This window comes from Bifidobacterium miconisargentati, assembly GCF_019331675.1.
In the GTDB taxonomy this organism is placed as follows: Bacteria; Actinomycetota; Actinomycetes; order Actinomycetales; family Bifidobacteriaceae; genus Bifidobacterium; species Bifidobacterium miconisargentati.
On the sequence record NZ_JAHBBJ010000017.1, the window covers coordinates 54,997 to 70,390 of the forward strand.

Here is a 15,394-nt window from a genome sequence, read left to right on the forward strand (position 1 = left end):
ATTCCGCCGCCGCCGACCGGCCGGCTCACATCACAGCGCGCAGCTCATCCAGAAACGCGGCGGCAGTCGGAGTGAGCGGCTGACTTTTCTTCCAGACAATGGCTTGACGGCATTCCCGGTGACGCCGGTCACCACGGCAGCGGCCGGCCGTCGCGGAAGAATCCGCCGGTCGGGCCGTCGTCGGGCAGGGTGGCGGCCCAAGTCACGCTTTTCGCGCTGACCTCGACCGGGCGGCCGAACATGCCGGAGCCGAAGGTGTCGGTGATGTCCGGGCAGACCGCATTGACGAGGATGCGGTCCGCGGCGAGTTCCTTCGCGGTCTTGATGGTCAGGCCGTTGAGCGCGAGCTTGGAAATGCCGTAGCCGGATGCGGGGATGCCCATCGAACCGTGCAGGAAGCCGTATTGCGGATCGCCGTAGGAGCCGGCGCCGCTGGACACATTGACGATGCGGCCGTGCTCCGACTTGCGCAGCAGCGGGATGAACTTCTGGGTGACGTTCCAGGTGCCGATGACGTTGGTGTCGAGCACCATGCGCATCTCGGCGAGATCCTGCTTCTCGACCGATTCGCCCGCGCGCATGGACGCCGCGTTGTTGATGAGCACGTCGAGCCGGCCGAACCGGCGTTCGACTTCCGCGGCGGCGGCCGTGACGCTGGCCTCGTCGGTGGTGTCCATCACCACGTAGCTGGCGGAGATGCCCTGGTCGATGAGTGCCTGGGCGAGCTGCGAGAGCTCGGGGCGGCGCGCGGCGAGGATGACGTGGTATCCGGCCTCGCCGAGCTGACGGGCGGTTTCGTAGCCGAGGCCGCCCTTGCGGCCCGAACCGGTGATGAGTGCGATCTGCATGATGATGCTTCCTTGTTGCGCTATGGCTTGTTTGCGTCCTGTGTGCTTACGTGCCGTGCCGTTCAGAACTCGCGGCCGAGCTCACGGGCCTTGTCGAGGTAAGGAGTGCTGGCGACCTGACCGGGGGCGAACACACCGGAGGCGATCACCGAGCCCTTGATCTTCCAACCAAGGCTCTCGCCGAAGCACATCTGGTAATAGCCGAGCACGTTCTTGGTGAGCACCTCCTCGGGGCTGGCGCCGGCGACCAGCAGCGCGGATTCCTTGCCGGCCAGATCATCGTGTGCGTCGAACGGCAGACGGTCCATCATCGCCTTGATCTGCGCCGAGAACTGCATCCAATAGGTCGGCGTGGCGATGACGATGCCGTCCGCCGCCTTCATCTGCTCCATCACCTGCGTCATGTCATCGGCCGGCTGGTCGTAAGCGGTGAACGGGGCGATGTTCATGTCCGCGAGCGTGAGCTTGGTCGCGGTGTTGCCGGCGGCTTCGACCCCTTCGATGAAGGCGTCGGCGAGCATGTCGGCGTTGCCGCCCTTGGTGGGGCTGCCCTGGATGACGAGGATGTGCTTGGTCATGGTGATTCCTGTTCCTTTCGATGTCGCCGCGGTCGTACCGCGGTATTGCTGATAAGGACAGTATGCATCAGTACATATACTTTTCGTCCTTAGAATAAAAAACTGATTTTTGTGATATGGCAACGATGTTAGGATGGAAAACCATGAGCAAGCATGTTGAAAACACCGGAGCCGACGGCATCACCGCCCCCACCTGCGCGATGGGTTATGCGTTCAAGGCCATCGAAGGCAAGTGGAAGCTGCCGGTCATGTATGTGCTCAGCGAACGCGGCGCCGCGCGATACAACGAGATCAAGCGCGAGCTCGGCATCACCAACATGATGCTCACCAACACCCTGCGCGACCTCGAGGAATACGGCCTCGTCAACCGCACCCAATACAACGAGGTCCCGCCGCGCGTCGAATATTCGCTGACCGACAACGGCTACGCCATCATCCCCGCCTTGAAGGAATTCGAAAAATGGGGCCAGCTGCTGCTTGATACGAAAGAAGGCGGCGCTCAGGACTGAACGTCGCCTTCTTGTATGGCCCTTTACGCGGATTACGCCATCCGGTAGTACCTTCGGGGCTTGCGGCTATTCAGCCCGCCAGATCATGCCGATGTGGGGGATGCCGTCCTCCAGGAATTCGTCGGAGACCGGCGTGAAACCGAGCTGCTCGTACAGCCTGCGCGCGTAGGTCTGCGCCTCGATGTGCACCACGTCGGCATGCATGCGCTCGCGTGCCACCGCAAGGCCCGCCTGCACGATGCGGGTACCGAGACCCTGCCTGCGGCGGGTGGCCAGCACGCGGCCCACGGAGGCCTCGGGGAACGTGACGCCGGGGTCAATCACGCGGCAGTAGGCGGCGATGCCGTCCTCGTCATGCAGGAACACATGCCAGCAGCGTCGGTCCGCCTCATCCACCTCCTGGTAGGCGCACTGCTGCTCCACCACGAACACCGCCACGCGCACGCGGTAGATCTCATACAATTCCGCCGCGCTCAGTTCCTCGAACCGTTTCACCGTCAACTGCATGCGGCCAGTGTACAAGCCGCAGGTGAATTCCATGCCCGCGATGCATGGCTGGATATCAGTGCGGCCTATTGGATGGGACGAGGTATCCGCGCTGTAATACAACCAACGGGTTCCCGCAATGGACGCATAGGTGAAGGAGCATTATGGAATACACCAAGCTAGGCAACAGCGACGTGACCGTGTCCCGCATCTGCCACATGTGGGACTGCCACACCGACATGGCCGAAATCATGGAAGGCATGAACGAGGCCGTCAAGGCAGGCAAGGCGCGCGCCATCGGCATCTCCAACTGCTACGCTTACCAACTCGCCAAGATAAACGCGCTCGCCGCCGGCCGTCTCGGCCAGCTTGAGGTTCGTGCGCGAACCGTCGTTGAGATGCCGGGTGGTGTGATTGTTGCCGTGCGGATGCCGCGTCATTAGTGGTTGGTGAGGGCTTCCTGCGTGGGCTGGTAGCGCGCGCCTTCGATGTGAATGGCATCAAGATGCTGGTTGATTTCGGCCAGCTCGTCCGGCGTGAACGTGACGGCTGCGCCACCGAGGTTCTGATGTAGACGGTCCGCATGCTTGGTGCCGGGAATCGGCACAATCCATGGTTTCTGCGCGAGCAGCCAGCCGAGCGCGATCTGAGCTGGTGCGACTCCGCGGGCGTCCGCCAGCGACTGCACGTATTCGCTCATGCGGATGTTGTGCGCCATGTGTTCGGGGAAGAAGCGGGGGATACGGCTGCGATAGTCGTCATCCGCGAAACGGGTCGTTGCGGTGAATCGGCCGGCGAGCATCGCCTTGCCGAGCGGGCTGAACGGCACCAGACCGATACCCAGCTCCTCAAGCACCGGCATCAGCTCCTCTTCCGGCTTGCGCCACCACATCGAATACTCGTTTTGCACGGCCGTGACCGGTGTGACGGCATGGGCGTGGCGCACGGTGGCGGGCGCGGCTTCAGACAGGCCCCAATGCAGAATCTTGCCCTCGGCCATGAGCTCGCCCATCACGCCGGCCACGTCCTCGATGGGCACTTTGGTATCTACGCGGTGCTGATAGTAGAGGTCGATGTGATCGGTGCGCAGACGCTTGAGCGAGCCTTCGACGGCCTTGCGAATCGTCTCGGGGCGTGAATCGGTTTGCTGCACGCGGCCTGAGGCATCCAGCTGAGTCTCGCCTTCATTCTCGCCGAACCCGCCGTGCAATGCGAAACCGAACTTGGTGGCGATCACCACATCATCGCGGAACGGTTCCAACGCTTCACCCACCAGTTCCTCGTTGGTGAACGGGCCATATACCTCGGCCGTATCGAAGAATCGTTCGCCCATCTCATAGGCCGCGCGAATCACGCGAATCGATTCATCATGCGGCAGGAACGGAGGCCAGCTCATCGTGAATCCCATGCATCCCAAGCCGATCGCGGACACCTCCAATGCCGCGGTCCCGGTTCCCAGCGTTCGCTTCGGCAGATTCATTGGCGTGATTGCAACGGTATCGTCATTGGTGTCAGGCATGATCGTTCCTTTCATAAAACTTGTTTCGGCCCCATTGAATCGCTGGAAGTACTGCGTTGCCAATACCTGTTATTGATATGCCGCAATGCCTTAGGGCTATAAACGCGAGAGATGTGAATAGGCAATGTGTTCTGCAACTATGCGGCGCATATCACACTTTGTGCTGGAAAACCAGTCTGTTGCGCTTGAAATTGATTTCGTATGCTGAAGCCTGTGAATGAGCGTAATAATGTTATGGCAACAACCGCGGATATCGAATCATCGCAGCTGCCCCAGGCCGATCGCGGCGCGGAGCATATGCAGGGCCATTGGGTGCTTGCCCAGCTCGGTAAACGGGTACTCAGGCCGGGCGGTGAGAAGCTGACCAAACGCATGCTGGCGCATGTGACCATTACTGGCAAGCGTGTGGTGGAGTTCGCTCCGGGGCTGGGTCGCACGACCCGGCTGATTCTGAATGCCGGCCCATCAGGATACACCGGGGTTGACCGGGACGGGCAGGTGACGAAGATCATCGGCCCGCTGGCTGCATCGGTGGGCGGGACATGCATCAATGCCGACGCCTCACAAACTGGTTTGCCGGACGAATCGGCGGACGTGGTGATCGGCGAGGCGATGCTGACCATGCAGTCCGAGCGCGGCAAGCATGCAATCATCAGCGAAGCCCATCGCATCCTCAAACCTGGCGGACTATACGCGATTCATGAAATGGGACTTGCGCCAGACGATATTAACGAATCCGTCAAGGATTCGATTCGCAAGGATTTGGCCCGAGCCATCAAGGTCAACGCGCGTCCGCTGACCGCCACCGAATGGCGGTCCGTACTCGAATCGGAAGGATTCGAGGTGCTGTGGAGCGGTGTGGAACCGATGGCGTTGCTGAAAATGCGCCGCAATCTGGCGGACGAAGGCATCGGCGGCGTGCTGCGCATCATGCGCAATGTACTGACGCATCCGGATTTGCGTGCGCGCGTACTGGAAATGCGCCGTGTGTTCAACACCTATGGCGATGCGCTCACCGGCATCGCATTCGTGGCGCGGCGCAAGGCATGATGTCTGCAATGCCGCGACTGCAAGACTAAGCTGATGCTGAAACGTTAATTGAAGAAGCATGTGGCGGTCGGCATTGAAGCCGATGCCGCACATGCCATTACATATAAGGAGTCTTGACATGGCTGACGAAACCGCAACCGCGGCAGAGAATACCGATTCGATGGTCATGGAATTCATCGATGACCTGAATCCGCTGGTTGAAATCCAGCCGGAGGCCACCGTCTCCCGCACGGTGATGCAGGTGGAGGGGGCGAACGTGGTGCTGTTCTCCTTCGACAAAGGTCAGGAGCTCAGCGAACACACCGCGGCCATGCCGGTGCTGGTGCAATGCCTCGAGGGCCATCTCAAGGTGACCGGTGGAGGCAAGACCGTGGATCTCGTGCCCGGCGGCATCCTGCACTTCCCGACTCGCCTGCCGCACGCGGTCTATGCCGAGGAAGCATCCAAGATGATGCTGATTATGATGCGCCACTGAGCGCGGAATGCGGGCGCGTGGTGATGTGAGCTGCGCGCCCACATCGATTGAGAGGAACGAGCGGTTCGCGCCGCCTCGTATCACACATGCCCGATTTCGCGGGCGGGATTGCCGGCGACGATGGCTCCGGCCGGCACGTCGTGGGTCACGATGGCGCCCGCTCCCACGATGGCGCCGTCGCCGATGGTCACGTTCTGCAGCACGATGGCGCCCGCGCCGATCCACACATGCTTGCCGATGGTGATCGGAAGACTTGTGGTGGTGGCGCGGTCCATCGGGTTCTTGCTGTGGTTGATGGTGATGAGCTGCACATTCGGGCCGATGAAGGTGCCGTCGCCGATGGTGATGCCGCCGCGGTCCATCAACGTGCAGCCCCAGTTGATGAACACGCCCCGGCCGATTTCGATATTGTGCCCGAAATCCGTATAGAACGGCGGATTGAAGCGGAAGGACGGGTCGACCGGATGGCCGACGATCCGCTCGAACAGGGTGTGCGCCTCGCGGGGCTCGTGATAGCCGGTGTTGAGCTCGATGCAGAGCCGCTTGGTCTCGTTGATGATGGTCGCGATGGCGCAATAGCCGGGGTCGCACGGATTGACCGGCTCTCCGGAACGGTCGCGTTCGAGGATGTCGGCTGCTGTGACTGTCATGATGGCTCCTTCGTTGAATCTGCCATCATTGAACCGCGGCGGACGGGTGGCGTCTAATACCTATGGTTTATGCACGTTCATGCTGTTGGGGCATGAACGGGACTCCCCTCAGTCAGCCTATGGCTGACAGCTCCCCTCAGAGAGGGGAGCCGGACACTCTGGCACATCACGTGATTGAGACCGATTGATAGCGCACTTAGAGAGGGGAGCCGGACGCTCCGGCGCATCACATCGTCTGCAGGAACCTGGCGAACGCGGCCGCCGCCGGGGAGGCCGTGCCCTGTTTCTTCCATGCCAGCACCGAACTGCTTTCCAGCGATGGCGAGAGCCGTACCCCGCGCACGCCCGGATAGGTGGTGCCGTGATCGAGGCACAGGTACAGTCCGAGGCCGCTTGCCGCCATCGCCGCGCCGTTCGCGGGCAGGTTGCAGGTGCCGGCGATGTTGAGATGCGGGGCGTAGGGGCCGAACCAGTTCAGCACCACGCGGCGCACCGGCTCGCGCGAGGGCAGGAGCAGCGACTCGTTGGCCAGATCGGCGGGGGAGAGGGAGTCGTGGGTCTGCAAGGCGTGGCCGTCCGGCACCATCGCGCACCAGTGTTCGGTGATGTTGGTGCGCAGGAATTCGTATCGACTGGTGTCCACCGGGTCGGCGAGCAGGCCGAAATCCATCAATCCCTGTTCGAGCTGGTCTTGGATCACGTCCGCCGTGGTGCTGATGACGTTGAACCGCACGCCGGGATGCAGGGTGCGGAACGCGGCCATGCGGTCGGCGAGGAACGCCATGGCGCGCACCTCGCCGCATCCGGCCGTGATGTCGCCGCCCAATTCGTAACCGGATTGCTTGAGCTCGTATTCCGCCTTGTCCGTAAGGGAGACGATGGTCTGCGCACGGTCACGCAGCAGACGGCCGGCCTCGGTCAGCGTGATCGCGTGGCTGCCGCGTTCGAACAACGTGACGCCGAGTTCCTCCTCCAGTTGCTTCAGCTGGCGGGACAACGTGGGCTGGGAGATGCGCAATAGCTGCGCGGCCCACGTGATGTTGCCTTCCTCGGCCACCGCCAGAAAATACCTGAGCACGCGCAATTCCATGGTTTCGCTCCCCGTTCCGGTCGGCCTGAGAACGGCCGTCGACGCATCCATTGTAAAGGCTAGACTTCACGGAAAAGGGTTACGCCGGCACGCGGCATCGTCGGCGAGGTTCCCGTTGGCGTGCGGCAAGGGAGGATGCATGACGAGGATTCTGGTCGTGGAGGATGAGCGGGCGCTCAACGACATCACCTGCGATACGCTGCGCGACGCCGGCTACGAGGCGACCGGCTGCCTCGACGCCAACCGCGCGTTCGATGCGATGCGCGGCACCTTGTACGACCTCGTGGTCTCCGACATCAGCTCGGTATCGACGGCTACGAACTGGCCGCACGTATCCGCGCGATCGACCCGAACATCCCCATCATCTTCATGACCGCACGCGATGACATCATGTCGAAACGCCGTGGTTTCCTCGCCGCCATGCTCGTGCTGATGGTCATCCTTGCCGTCCCCGGCTTCGCCTGCTGGATCGCCGCGTACCCCGTATGCCGCGCAATCGCCGCGTCGACCGGCCGCCGCAATGCCCAGACCATCGAGCATCTGTACGACCTCAACGACGACGTGTGCCGCAAGGCAAGCGGATTGCTCTCCTGATCGTTGTCCGAGCAACCGAGGTATGTTGCGCTATTGCGAAGGCGGACATGCATGCCGTATGACGCATGATGTTGAAGAGGGGATATCGCATACAGGATGACAGGGAAACAGCAATCACCAGTAACGGACAAACAACGCACGGCGATCTTCGCGGTGCTGCTGGCAGCGTGCATCGCCGGCGCGTTCGCACAGACGTCGCTGACCACCGCGCTGCCGGCCATCATGACCAGCCTCGACATCTCCGCGGTGCTCGGCAACTGGCTCACCAGCGGCTTCTCGCTCGCGATGGGCGTGATCATCCCCGCTACCGCGTTCATGATGAAGCGATTCCCCACCAAGCCGCTGTTCCTGACCGGCCTGACACTGTTCGCCGGCGGCTTGCTGCTCGCGGCGATGTCGCACAGCTTCCCGGTGCTCATGGCCGCCCGCATCATTCAGGCACTCGGCTCGGGCATCTCCCTGTCCCTGACGCAGGTCATCATCCTCGCCCTGTACGCCGAATCCGGCGTCGGCACGGCGATGGGCTTCTACGGGCTTGCCGTCTCCGCGGCTCCGGTCGTGGCCCCCACGATTTCCGGCATCATGGTCGACCACTGGGGCTGGCAGTCCATCTTCTGGGTGGCCGGCGGCATTTCGACACTGGTGCTGATCATCGCGTTCCCGGTCATGCGCAACGTGTTGAAGACCTCGACGGACGCACATCTCGACGTGCCCTCGCTGGTGCTTTCCGCGTTCGGCTTCCTGGGACTCCAGTTCGGCTCCAGCAACATAGGCGTCAGGCCGTTCCTGGGCTGGCAGGTGCTCGGTTCGTTCGCGTTGGGCGTGCTCTGTCTGGCGCTGTTCGCGGTGCGTCAGCTGCGCATCGACCATCCGCTGCTGCAGCTGCGCATCTTCGCCACGCGCGACTTCACCGTGGCCGTGCTGCTGAGCATGGTCCTGTATGCGGTGCTCATCGCCGGCTCCACCATCCTGCCGATGTATATGCAGCAGATGGACGGCGCGTCCGTGACCGTTTCGGCGCTCGCCATGCTGCCCGGTTCGCTGCTGATGGCGATGTCCTCGCCGATCACCGGGCGCATGTTCGACCGGTTCGGCATCCGCCCGCTCGCCATCGGCGGCATGGCGTTGCTGGCCGTGACGATGGTGCCGTTCGGCTTCCTGACCGATGCCACGCCGATCTGGTGGATCGCCGTCGTGTTCGCCGCGCGGTCGGTGGCTGTGTCGATGGTGATGATGCCGGCCGCCACCTGGGGCCTGGCTTCCGTGGAGCGCCGGTACGTCAGTGACGCCAGTGCGCTGCTCACGTCCTTGCGCACGATTGCCGGAGCGCTCGGCTCGGCGGTGTTCGTGGCAGTGATGGTCTCCTGCGGCAATGATCCGATGGGTGTCTCCATCGCGTTCTGGGCCATGGTCGGCGTGGCCGTGGCGGGCCTCGTCATGGCCGTGGTGTGCTGCCGCAAGCGGTGAAGGACCGTCTTGTTGCGTGGTTTCCTGTGGCTCCCCTCAGTCAGCTTCGCTGACAGCTCCCCTCAGCGAGGGGAGCCGAGGCTATGCGTTTGCTGACGGATTCCCCGAAGAAGGAAGTTACGATACGGAATCATGGCTCCCCTCTCCGAGGGGAGCTGTCGCTGGAAGCGACTGAGGGGAGCTCGTCGAAGCGGAGTTCCCATCTCGTAGCGAATTGATGAGCTGGGCGATGATATCCGGCAATACCGAATGGCTCAACCATTCGATGTTCTCCGGGGTGAACACCGCCGGAGCCTTGGCCAGAACGCCGAGCATGCCGCTGGATGCGAATTCCAGCAGGATGTGCTGACCCGGATTGAGCGTGGCCGGATCACGGCCGAGCGTCGTCAGCCAGATTTCGATGACATGGGTTTTGAGCTGATCGGCCAATCCCGTGGAGCCATGCGGGCCGGCGATAAGGGACAGGCGTCGGATGCTGGCGATGCGCTGCGGCATGGTGATGCTGGCGATGGCGTAATCGCGGATCGCCTCGATGCCTTCGTCCTGCCTGATGATGTGCGCGATGAATGAGGTGATGTCCGGGTCGTCGTAAATCGAGGCGATCGCATCGTCCGCCAGCTCCGGAATGTTGCCGTAATGGTAGTAGAACGCGCTGCGGTTCAGACCGCTCACGCGCGTGATGTCGCTGATGGTGATCTGCGCATACGGCTTCTGCTCCAGCAGTGTCCAGAAAGCGTCCTGCATGCGTTCGGTCGCGCTCTGCTCGCCTGTCTTCGGTCGTGCCATATGCGCCTTCCTGCTTCCTGCCTTCGATCAATAACTCAACATCGTATCGTGTTTTCCGTATGATGCCGCGGTTCTGCAGTCGAAACCCAACACAATGTTGAATTGCGTGGATTTTATTACCCAACAGAGTGATGTATTTCTTGAGTCGCGATATAACGACGACAATCGCAAGAGAGGACCTGAAATACCATGGCTTTCCTGGAATTCCACGACGTGGTGCGCCAATACGGCAGCGGCGAATCCGCGGTGCTGGCGCTTGACCATGCCAGCTTCGACATCGAGCAGGGCGAACTCGCCGTGATCCTCGGAGCATCCGGCGCCGGCAAATCCACCACCCTCAACATCCTCGGCGGCATGGATCGCGCCACCTCCGGTTCCGTGGTCATCGACGGCAAGGACATCACCAAGGCCAACGAGGCACAGCTCACCGACTACCGCCGTTTCGACGTGGGCTTCGTCTTCCAGTTCTACAACCTCGTGCCCAACCTGACCGCGCTCGAAAACGTGGAACTCGCCTCGCAGATCTGCCCGAACGCGCTCGATGCCCGCGAGACGCTCGACAAAGTCGGCCTGGGCAATCGTCTTGCCAACTTCCCCGCGCAGCTTTCCGGCGGCGAACAGCAGCGCGTCTCCATCGCCCGCGCGCTTGCCAAGAACCCCAAGCTGATGCTGTGCGACGAACCGACCGGTGCGCTCGACTACAACACCGGCAAGGAGGTGCTCCAGCTTCTGCAGGACTCCTGCCGCCAACGCGGCATCACCGTGGCGCTCGTGACGCATAACTCCGCACTCGCCCCGATGGGCGACCGTCTGATCCGCTTCCGCTCCGGCAAGGTCACCGAAATCACCCGGAACCCGAACCCCACGCCCATCGCGGACATCGAATGGTAGGGGAGAGGCGGGAACGATCATGAAGAAAACGGCACTCTGGAAGGACGCATGGCGCGCCATGGCCGGCAACGGCAAGCGTTTCACGGCCATGCTCGTCATCGTGGCGGTCGGCGTGATGATGCTCGGCGGCCTCAACACCATAGCCAAGGACGTCCGCGCCGGTCTGGATGAATTCTTCGACTCGACCTCCATGCATGACGTCGCCGTCATCTCCACCCTCGGGCTCGACGATGACGACATCGCCGCGCTCGGTAAGGTTGACGGCATCGCCAAGGTTGCCGGCGAGCACACGGCCAACGTGACCACCGCCATCGACGGCAGACAAGCCTCCGCCACCGTCACCACCCTGAACGATCAGGGCATCGAACGGCCGTATCTCGAGGACGGCCGCCTGCCCGAAACGGGCCACGAAATCGCCGTGACGCGGCAGTACCTGGACGACAGCGGCAAAACGCTGGGCGACACGCTGACGTTCGCGCCGGACGCTTCGCTCACGTCCGAGGCCGTGACTTCGGCATCCGACGAGACGGAAGCGGCCGGCGATTCGTCCGACTCCTCGAAGGCCACGACCGGCACGTTCGCGGACGGCGAATACACCATTGTCGGCGCTGTCATCGACCCGAACGACATCGTGAACCCGTCCGGCCCGCTCGCGCTCGTCTCCGGCGCGAAGACCGTCTACCCGATGTTCGTATCCGACGACGCGCTGGCCGACGCCGATGCGCCGTACACGTCCGCCGTCATCACCGTTGCCGGCGCGAACGCGATGAACACGTACGACGACGATTATCTCGACACGGTCGCCCGGGCCGTAGGCAACATCGAAACCATCCGGACGGCCCGCGAACAGTCGCGAACCGACGCCGTGCATCAGGCGGCGCTGGACAAGGCCATGGAACAGGTCGAAGCGCGGAAGGCCAAGATCGCGGCCCTGCCGGACGGCCTGCCCGCCAAGGCCACCGCCGAACAGCAGATCGCCGCCGCGGAAGCCAAGATCAAGAGCACGGTGGACGCCATGCCCGAGGCCAAGTGGATCATCCGCGACCGCAGCGCCGTGACCAGTTACGAGGACGTGAAGACCCAGACCGAAATGATCGCGCGCCTGGGCACGATGTTCCCGGTGCTGTTCCTCGTCATCGCGCTCCTGGTGAGCCTGACCGCCGTCACGCGCATGGTGGAGGAGGATCGCGGGCTCATCGGCACCTACAAGGCGCTCGGCTACACGCGCCATGAAACCATGCTCAAATACCTGGTCTACTCGGGCGCCGCCTGCCTGTTCGGCGGTCTGCTCGGCGATGTGCTGGGCCTGGTCGGGCTGCCGTTCATGTTCACGCGGAAGCTCATCACCGAGATATACGTGTTGCCGAACTATCCGCTGCTGGTCGATTGGCGGCTTGCCGTGGGCGGCGTGCTGCTGTTCGTAATCATCATCACCGGGGCCGCCATGGTGGCCTGCACCGGTTCGCTGAGGCTGGAACCCGCCGAGCTCATGCGTCCCAAGGCGCCCAAGGCCGGCAAGACCATCGTCCTGCAACGCATCGGATTCGTCTGGAACCACCTGAGCTTCCTCGGCAAGGTGACCGCGCGCAACCTGTTCCGCTACAAGTCCCGCGCGCTCATGGTCATCATCGGCGTGCTCGGCTGCACGGCCCTGATGACCGCCGGATTCGGCATGGGCAGCTCCGCCCTGACCCTGATGCCCCGCCAGCACAGCGAGATCGCGCCCTACGACGTGATGGCCGTGACCTCCGCCGCCAACCATGACAAGGCGCAGGACGATCTTGACGGGAACGCCGACGTGGAATCCACGCTCCCGCTGCAGCTCGGCAGCGTCACCCTCGCCCCCGCACGCGGTGATAACGATGGCAATGCCTCCGATTCGGCGGACGACGCGAAACTCACCGCGCAGCTCATGGTCGTCCCCGACGGCGAGCCGATGGACGGCTACATCAACCTGCAGACCCTGGACGGAACACCGATCGAGCTGTCTGACGCGGACGACGGCGTCATCGTGACCGCCAACGCCGCACGCAAGCTCGCGCTCGCCTCCGGCTCCACGGTGAACCTCACCGATGCGATGACCAACACCGCGGACGCCACGGTCCACGAAGTCGCCCAATACTACACCGGCAACCTCGTGGTCATGACGCAATCGGCTTACGAGAAGACGTTCGACACCGACTTCACGCTGAACGCCGACCTCATCAACGTGAAAGGCGACTTGGACGCGCAGATCGTCTTCGCGGACGGCCTCGCCGGGCAGAGTGAATACCTCTCGGTGACGAGCTCGGCCAAACAGGAGCGCGACTTCTCCAAGAGCTTCCTCATGTTCTTCGTGATGATCGGCTTCATCGTGGTCATGGCCGCGATCCTGGCCGTCGTGGTGCTCTACACGCTGGCCAGCACCAACATTTCCGAGCGCGAACGCGAGCTGGCCACCATCAAGGTGCTCGGCTTCCGCAGGCGCGAGGTGTACGGATATGTGAACAAGGAGATGTTGCTGCTGAGCGCGTTCGGCATTATTATCGGCATGCCGTGCGGCCGCGCGCTGCTGGGCTTCCTGGTGAGCAAGCTGGACCTGCCCGGCATGAACATCGTGCCGAACGTGCTGTGGTTCTGCTACGTGGCCGCCGCCGCTCTGGCGCTCGTCTTCACGTTGCTGGTGAGTCTGGCCACCAACCGCGCGCTCGACCGCATCGACATGGTCGGCGCCCTGAAGAGCCCGGAGTGACGGCCTCATCGGCGGCATAATGCCTGCTGGCACGGTATCGGTGCATGGATATGGCGCGCATGGCCGTGTGGCATGCTAGTGGACCGTCTGCTGATTGCCGTATCGACTGTATGTTCGCGTCCCAACGAGGCAACCGCGAACTTACAGTCTTTTGGACGGTCCGAACAGACTGTAAGTTCGCGGCACCTCCGTCGGAGCGCGAACATACAGTCCAATTCGGGAGGAAGCTGGATGTCGACGCATCAGAGACACCTCGGCACAGGCGTGACCGAGCCGAAATGGCTGAGCTCCTGGGAATATGAATGAGAGCGAGCGTGTGGCTGTTACAATTCACGACCGGTGACATCGGTCGCGCGTTCGTACCTCGGATTCATACTGGTCATGGGCACCCTTGCATCGAGAAGTTTGCGCACCAATGGGGTCCGTAACGTCACTTCCTCGTAGTTCGTGCGGATGATCGTCGTCACGCCGGCTCTCCGCAACGCATCCTCGCGATCGCGTTCCGCGCGCACCACGGTATGCACGTTGCTGTGTCTGGTCATTGAGGGATCCGTGTATTTGGCTGTGCCGTCAAACTCCAGCACAATAATGCGCCCGTCTTCCGTATGCCACACGAAATCCACGCGATAGCGCGTCCAAGAGGCGTCGACATCGGTGAATACATGCTGGAGCTGAGGTACGGCGAATCCTTCTTCGATGACCACGGCCCTGCACAACGATTCGCCGCCGTTCTCGCTGAGCGGGTCCGCATAATGAAGAAGCCTCATGATGCTCCCGCATTCCGTGCGCATGCCGTCGCAGATGTCCATCACCTGCTGTGGTGTGGTTAGGTGATTGCGCAATGCCGAATCGAACATCGGCAAAGATTGGGCGAAGGTGTATCGGAGGCCGCAATCGACCAGAGTCCGGGCCGGCGAGGTTATGCGTATTATGTCGGTGATGTCGCTGCAGGCGATGCCGAACAGCGTCGCTTGCGATGATGGCGTTTGCCGCGGATTCATGGTCAAAGGGCCGGGAATCGCTTTGGCTCTGATGCCGTCTCCGCGGCGGAAATGAATTACCGAGGATACGGGTGGGTCGGTCATGCCGATTCGCCGGATTCCCTGATATGTGCGTTTGGGGCTGCCGGTGGATGATGCAATGAATATTGAGCCGTCATCGTGCAGATGCCAGCTGTATTCCAATTGCAGTATTGCTGCGGCGCTGAGTCCGGCGAAGACATGGGTCGGGAATTGCCGCGACAAGGTGCGGATAATGTGGCGTGAACGTTCTGCTGGGTTCAACGTGGCCCAATACGAGGCACGGCAGTAGACATTTCGGTGCGGGCGGACCAAGTATCCGTTGCGGAGCCGTACGTACGTGGCTTGTTGCAGGGCGTTGGATGTGGGGTAGAAGCAGCGATGGTTCCGCTCGGCGTCGTCGCAGAGGGCCTCAAGTTCGATGTGGTGTCTCATGCGGCCATGGTCCTTCGAACCGTGTGGGTCGCGCAAGTCTGAACGGGGTATGTGGTTCCAGCTTCGCGTTCCGCTTGCGGATGTGAGTCCCGAATACGGCGGTTTTGTCGTCACGGTTATGGTATGGGGCTTCGTAGCGACTGTATGTTCGCGTCCCAACGAGGCAGCCGCGAACATACAGTCTTTTGAGCGGCCTGAACGGACTGTAAGTTCGCGGCACCTCCGTCGGAGCGCGAACATACAGTCCGGCGGGGGCTGAACAACCG

17 protein-coding genes are annotated in these 15,394 nt (G+C 62.3%); 9 read left to right on the forward strand and 8 right to left on the reverse strand.

Translation table 11 applies throughout. From position 1 onward, the window contains the following. Nucleotides 1–128: 128 nt before the first annotated feature. Nucleotides 129–848, reverse strand: a complete 720-nt coding sequence (locus KIH81_RS10230; protein WP_214305215.1) for an SDR family NAD(P)-dependent oxidoreductase — start codon at nt 846–848, stop codon at nt 129–131. Nucleotides 849–910: 62 nt separating this feature from the next. Next, nucleotides 911–1,426, reverse strand: a complete 516-nt coding sequence (locus tag KIH81_RS10235; protein WP_214305216.1) for a flavodoxin family protein — start codon at nt 1,424–1,426, stop codon at nt 911–913. A 143-nt stretch (nt 1,427–1,569) separates the two neighbouring features. Between KIH81_RS10235 and KIH81_RS10240 the strand changes: the two genes are divergently transcribed. Further along, nucleotides 1,570–1,935, forward strand: coding sequence for a winged helix-turn-helix transcriptional regulator (locus KIH81_RS10240; RefSeq protein ID WP_236029516.1), 366 nt, complete (start codon nt 1,570–1,572; stop codon nt 1,933–1,935). A gap of 66 nt (nt 1,936–2,001) precedes the next feature. Here the strand turns inward: KIH81_RS10240 and KIH81_RS10245 are convergent, their stop codons facing one another. Beyond that, entirely contained in the window at nt 2,002–2,430 is a 429-nt protein-coding gene (locus KIH81_RS10245) for a GNAT family N-acetyltransferase (RefSeq protein WP_214305217.1), read from the reverse strand. A gap of 155 nt (nt 2,431–2,585) precedes the next feature. Between KIH81_RS10245 and KIH81_RS10250 the strand changes: the two genes are divergently transcribed. Then, entirely contained in the window at nt 2,586–2,864 is a 279-nt protein-coding gene (locus KIH81_RS10250; RefSeq protein ID WP_214305218.1) for an aldo/keto reductase, read from the forward strand. On the opposite strand, the gene KIH81_RS10255 is transcribed toward KIH81_RS10250, so the two are convergent. Beyond that, nucleotides 2,861–3,940: an aldo/keto reductase gene (locus KIH81_RS10255; protein ID WP_214305219.1), complete on the reverse strand. Its 1,080-nt coding sequence runs from the start codon at nt 3,938–3,940 to the stop codon at nt 2,861–2,863. The two genes, KIH81_RS10250 and KIH81_RS10255, sit on opposite strands and share 4 nt — an antisense overlap. 234 nt (nt 3,941–4,174) lie before the next feature. Here KIH81_RS10255 and KIH81_RS10260 point away from each other — a divergent pair, with 234 nt between their 5' ends. Further along, complete coding sequence (locus KIH81_RS10260) at nt 4,175–4,990, forward strand: class I SAM-dependent methyltransferase (protein ID WP_236029517.1); 816 nt, start codon at nt 4,175–4,177, stop codon at nt 4,988–4,990. A gap of 160 nt (nt 4,991–5,150) precedes the next feature. Next, entirely contained in the window at nt 5,151–5,465 is a 315-nt protein-coding gene (locus KIH81_RS10265) for a cupin domain-containing protein (protein ID WP_236029531.1), read from the forward strand. A gap of 80 nt (nt 5,466–5,545) precedes the next feature. Here KIH81_RS10265 and KIH81_RS10270 read toward each other — a convergent pair whose 3' ends face one another. Together KIH81_RS10270 and KIH81_RS10275 are read right to left on the reverse strand one after the other, a co-directional pair. Then, on the reverse strand, nt 5,546–6,115 hold the full coding sequence (locus KIH81_RS10270) for a sugar O-acetyltransferase (protein WP_214305221.1): 570 nt from the start codon (nt 6,113–6,115) through the stop codon (nt 5,546–5,548). A 226-nt stretch (nt 6,116–6,341) separates the two neighbouring features. Then, nucleotides 6,342–7,193 (reverse strand): LysR family transcriptional regulator, encoded by an 852-nt coding sequence (locus tag KIH81_RS10275; RefSeq protein WP_338024762.1) that lies wholly within the window; start codon nt 7,191–7,193, stop codon nt 6,342–6,344. Between the two features lie 151 nt (nt 7,194–7,344). On the opposite strand from KIH81_RS10275, the gene KIH81_RS10280 reads away from it, so the two are divergent. From KIH81_RS10280 to KIH81_RS10290, 3 genes are all read left to right on the forward strand, one after another. Beyond that, on the forward strand, nt 7,345–7,578 hold the full coding sequence (locus KIH81_RS10280; protein WP_214305223.1) for a response regulator transcription factor: 234 nt from the start codon (nt 7,345–7,347) through the stop codon (nt 7,576–7,578). After that, nucleotides 7,575–7,799: a hypothetical protein gene (locus KIH81_RS10285; protein ID WP_214305224.1), complete on the forward strand. Its 225-nt coding sequence runs from the start codon at nt 7,575–7,577 to the stop codon at nt 7,797–7,799. The genes KIH81_RS10280 and KIH81_RS10285 overlap by 4 nt, the downstream gene beginning before the upstream one ends. A gap of 96 nt (nt 7,800–7,895) precedes the next feature. Continuing rightward, nucleotides 7,896–9,266: a DHA2 family efflux MFS transporter permease subunit gene (locus tag KIH81_RS10290; protein ID WP_214305225.1), complete on the forward strand. Its 1,371-nt coding sequence runs from the start codon at nt 7,896–7,898 to the stop codon at nt 9,264–9,266. A 117-nt stretch (nt 9,267–9,383) separates the two neighbouring features. Here the strand turns inward: KIH81_RS10290 and KIH81_RS10295 are convergent, their stop codons facing one another. Continuing rightward, nucleotides 9,384–10,052, reverse strand: a complete 669-nt coding sequence (locus KIH81_RS10295; RefSeq protein ID WP_214305226.1) for a TetR/AcrR family transcriptional regulator — start codon at nt 10,050–10,052, stop codon at nt 9,384–9,386. 189 nt (nt 10,053–10,241) lie between these two features. Here KIH81_RS10295 and KIH81_RS10300 point away from each other — a divergent pair, with 189 nt between their 5' ends. Next, nucleotides 10,242–10,943 (forward strand): ABC transporter ATP-binding protein, encoded by a 702-nt coding sequence (locus KIH81_RS10300; RefSeq protein WP_214305227.1) that lies wholly within the window; start codon nt 10,242–10,244, stop codon nt 10,941–10,943. Between the two features lie 19 nt (nt 10,944–10,962). Continuing rightward, nucleotides 10,963–13,674, forward strand: a complete 2,712-nt coding sequence (locus KIH81_RS10305) for an ABC transporter permease (RefSeq protein WP_214305228.1) — start codon at nt 10,963–10,965, stop codon at nt 13,672–13,674. 323 nt (nt 13,675–13,997) lie between these two features. Here the strand turns inward: KIH81_RS10305 and KIH81_RS10310 are convergent, their stop codons facing one another. Beyond that, nucleotides 13,998–15,128, reverse strand: a complete 1,131-nt coding sequence (locus tag KIH81_RS10310; RefSeq protein ID WP_236029518.1) for a CTP synthase — start codon at nt 15,126–15,128, stop codon at nt 13,998–14,000. Nucleotides 15,129–15,394: the final 266 nt, after the last annotated feature.

Coding starts and splice junctions, on each gene's coding strand:
- KIH81_RS10230 (WP_214305215.1), bottom strand. CDS start 848: ATGCAGATCGCACTCATCACCGGTTCGGGCCGCAAGGGCGGCCTCGGC.
- KIH81_RS10235 (WP_214305216.1), bottom strand. CDS start 1,426: ATGACCAAGCACATCCTCGTCATCCAGGGCAGCCCCACCAAGGGCGGC.
- KIH81_RS10240 (WP_236029516.1), top strand. CDS start 1,570: ATGAGCAAGCATGTTGAAAACACCGGAGCCGACGGCATCACCGCCCCC.
- KIH81_RS10250 (WP_214305218.1), top strand. CDS start 2,586: ATGGAATACACCAAGCTAGGCAACAGCGACGTGACCGTGTCCCGCATC.
- KIH81_RS10255 (WP_214305219.1), bottom strand. CDS start 3,940: ATGCCTGACACCAATGACGATACCGTTGCAATCACGCCAATGAATCTG.
- KIH81_RS10260 (WP_236029517.1), top strand. CDS start 4,175: ATGGCAACAACCGCGGATATCGAATCATCGCAGCTGCCCCAGGCCGAT.
- KIH81_RS10265 (WP_236029531.1), top strand. CDS start 5,151: ATGGTCATGGAATTCATCGATGACCTGAATCCGCTGGTTGAAATCCAG.
- KIH81_RS10270 (WP_214305221.1), bottom strand. CDS start 6,115: ATGACAGTCACAGCAGCCGACATCCTCGAACGCGACCGTTCCGGAGAG.
- KIH81_RS10280 (WP_214305223.1), top strand. CDS start 7,345: ATGACGAGGATTCTGGTCGTGGAGGATGAGCGGGCGCTCAACGACATC.
- KIH81_RS10285 (WP_214305224.1), top strand. CDS start 7,575: ATGACCGCACGCGATGACATCATGTCGAAACGCCGTGGTTTCCTCGCC.
- KIH81_RS10290 (WP_214305225.1), top strand. CDS start 7,896: ATGACAGGGAAACAGCAATCACCAGTAACGGACAAACAACGCACGGCG.
- KIH81_RS10295 (WP_214305226.1), bottom strand. CDS start 10,052: ATGGCACGACCGAAGACAGGCGAGCAGAGCGCGACCGAACGCATGCAG.
- KIH81_RS10300 (WP_214305227.1), top strand. CDS start 10,242: ATGGCTTTCCTGGAATTCCACGACGTGGTGCGCCAATACGGCAGCGGC.
- KIH81_RS10305 (WP_214305228.1), top strand. CDS start 10,963: ATGAAGAAAACGGCACTCTGGAAGGACGCATGGCGCGCCATGGCCGGC.
- KIH81_RS10310 (WP_236029518.1), bottom strand. CDS start 15,128: ATGAGACACCACATCGAACTTGAGGCCCTCTGCGACGACGCCGAGCGG.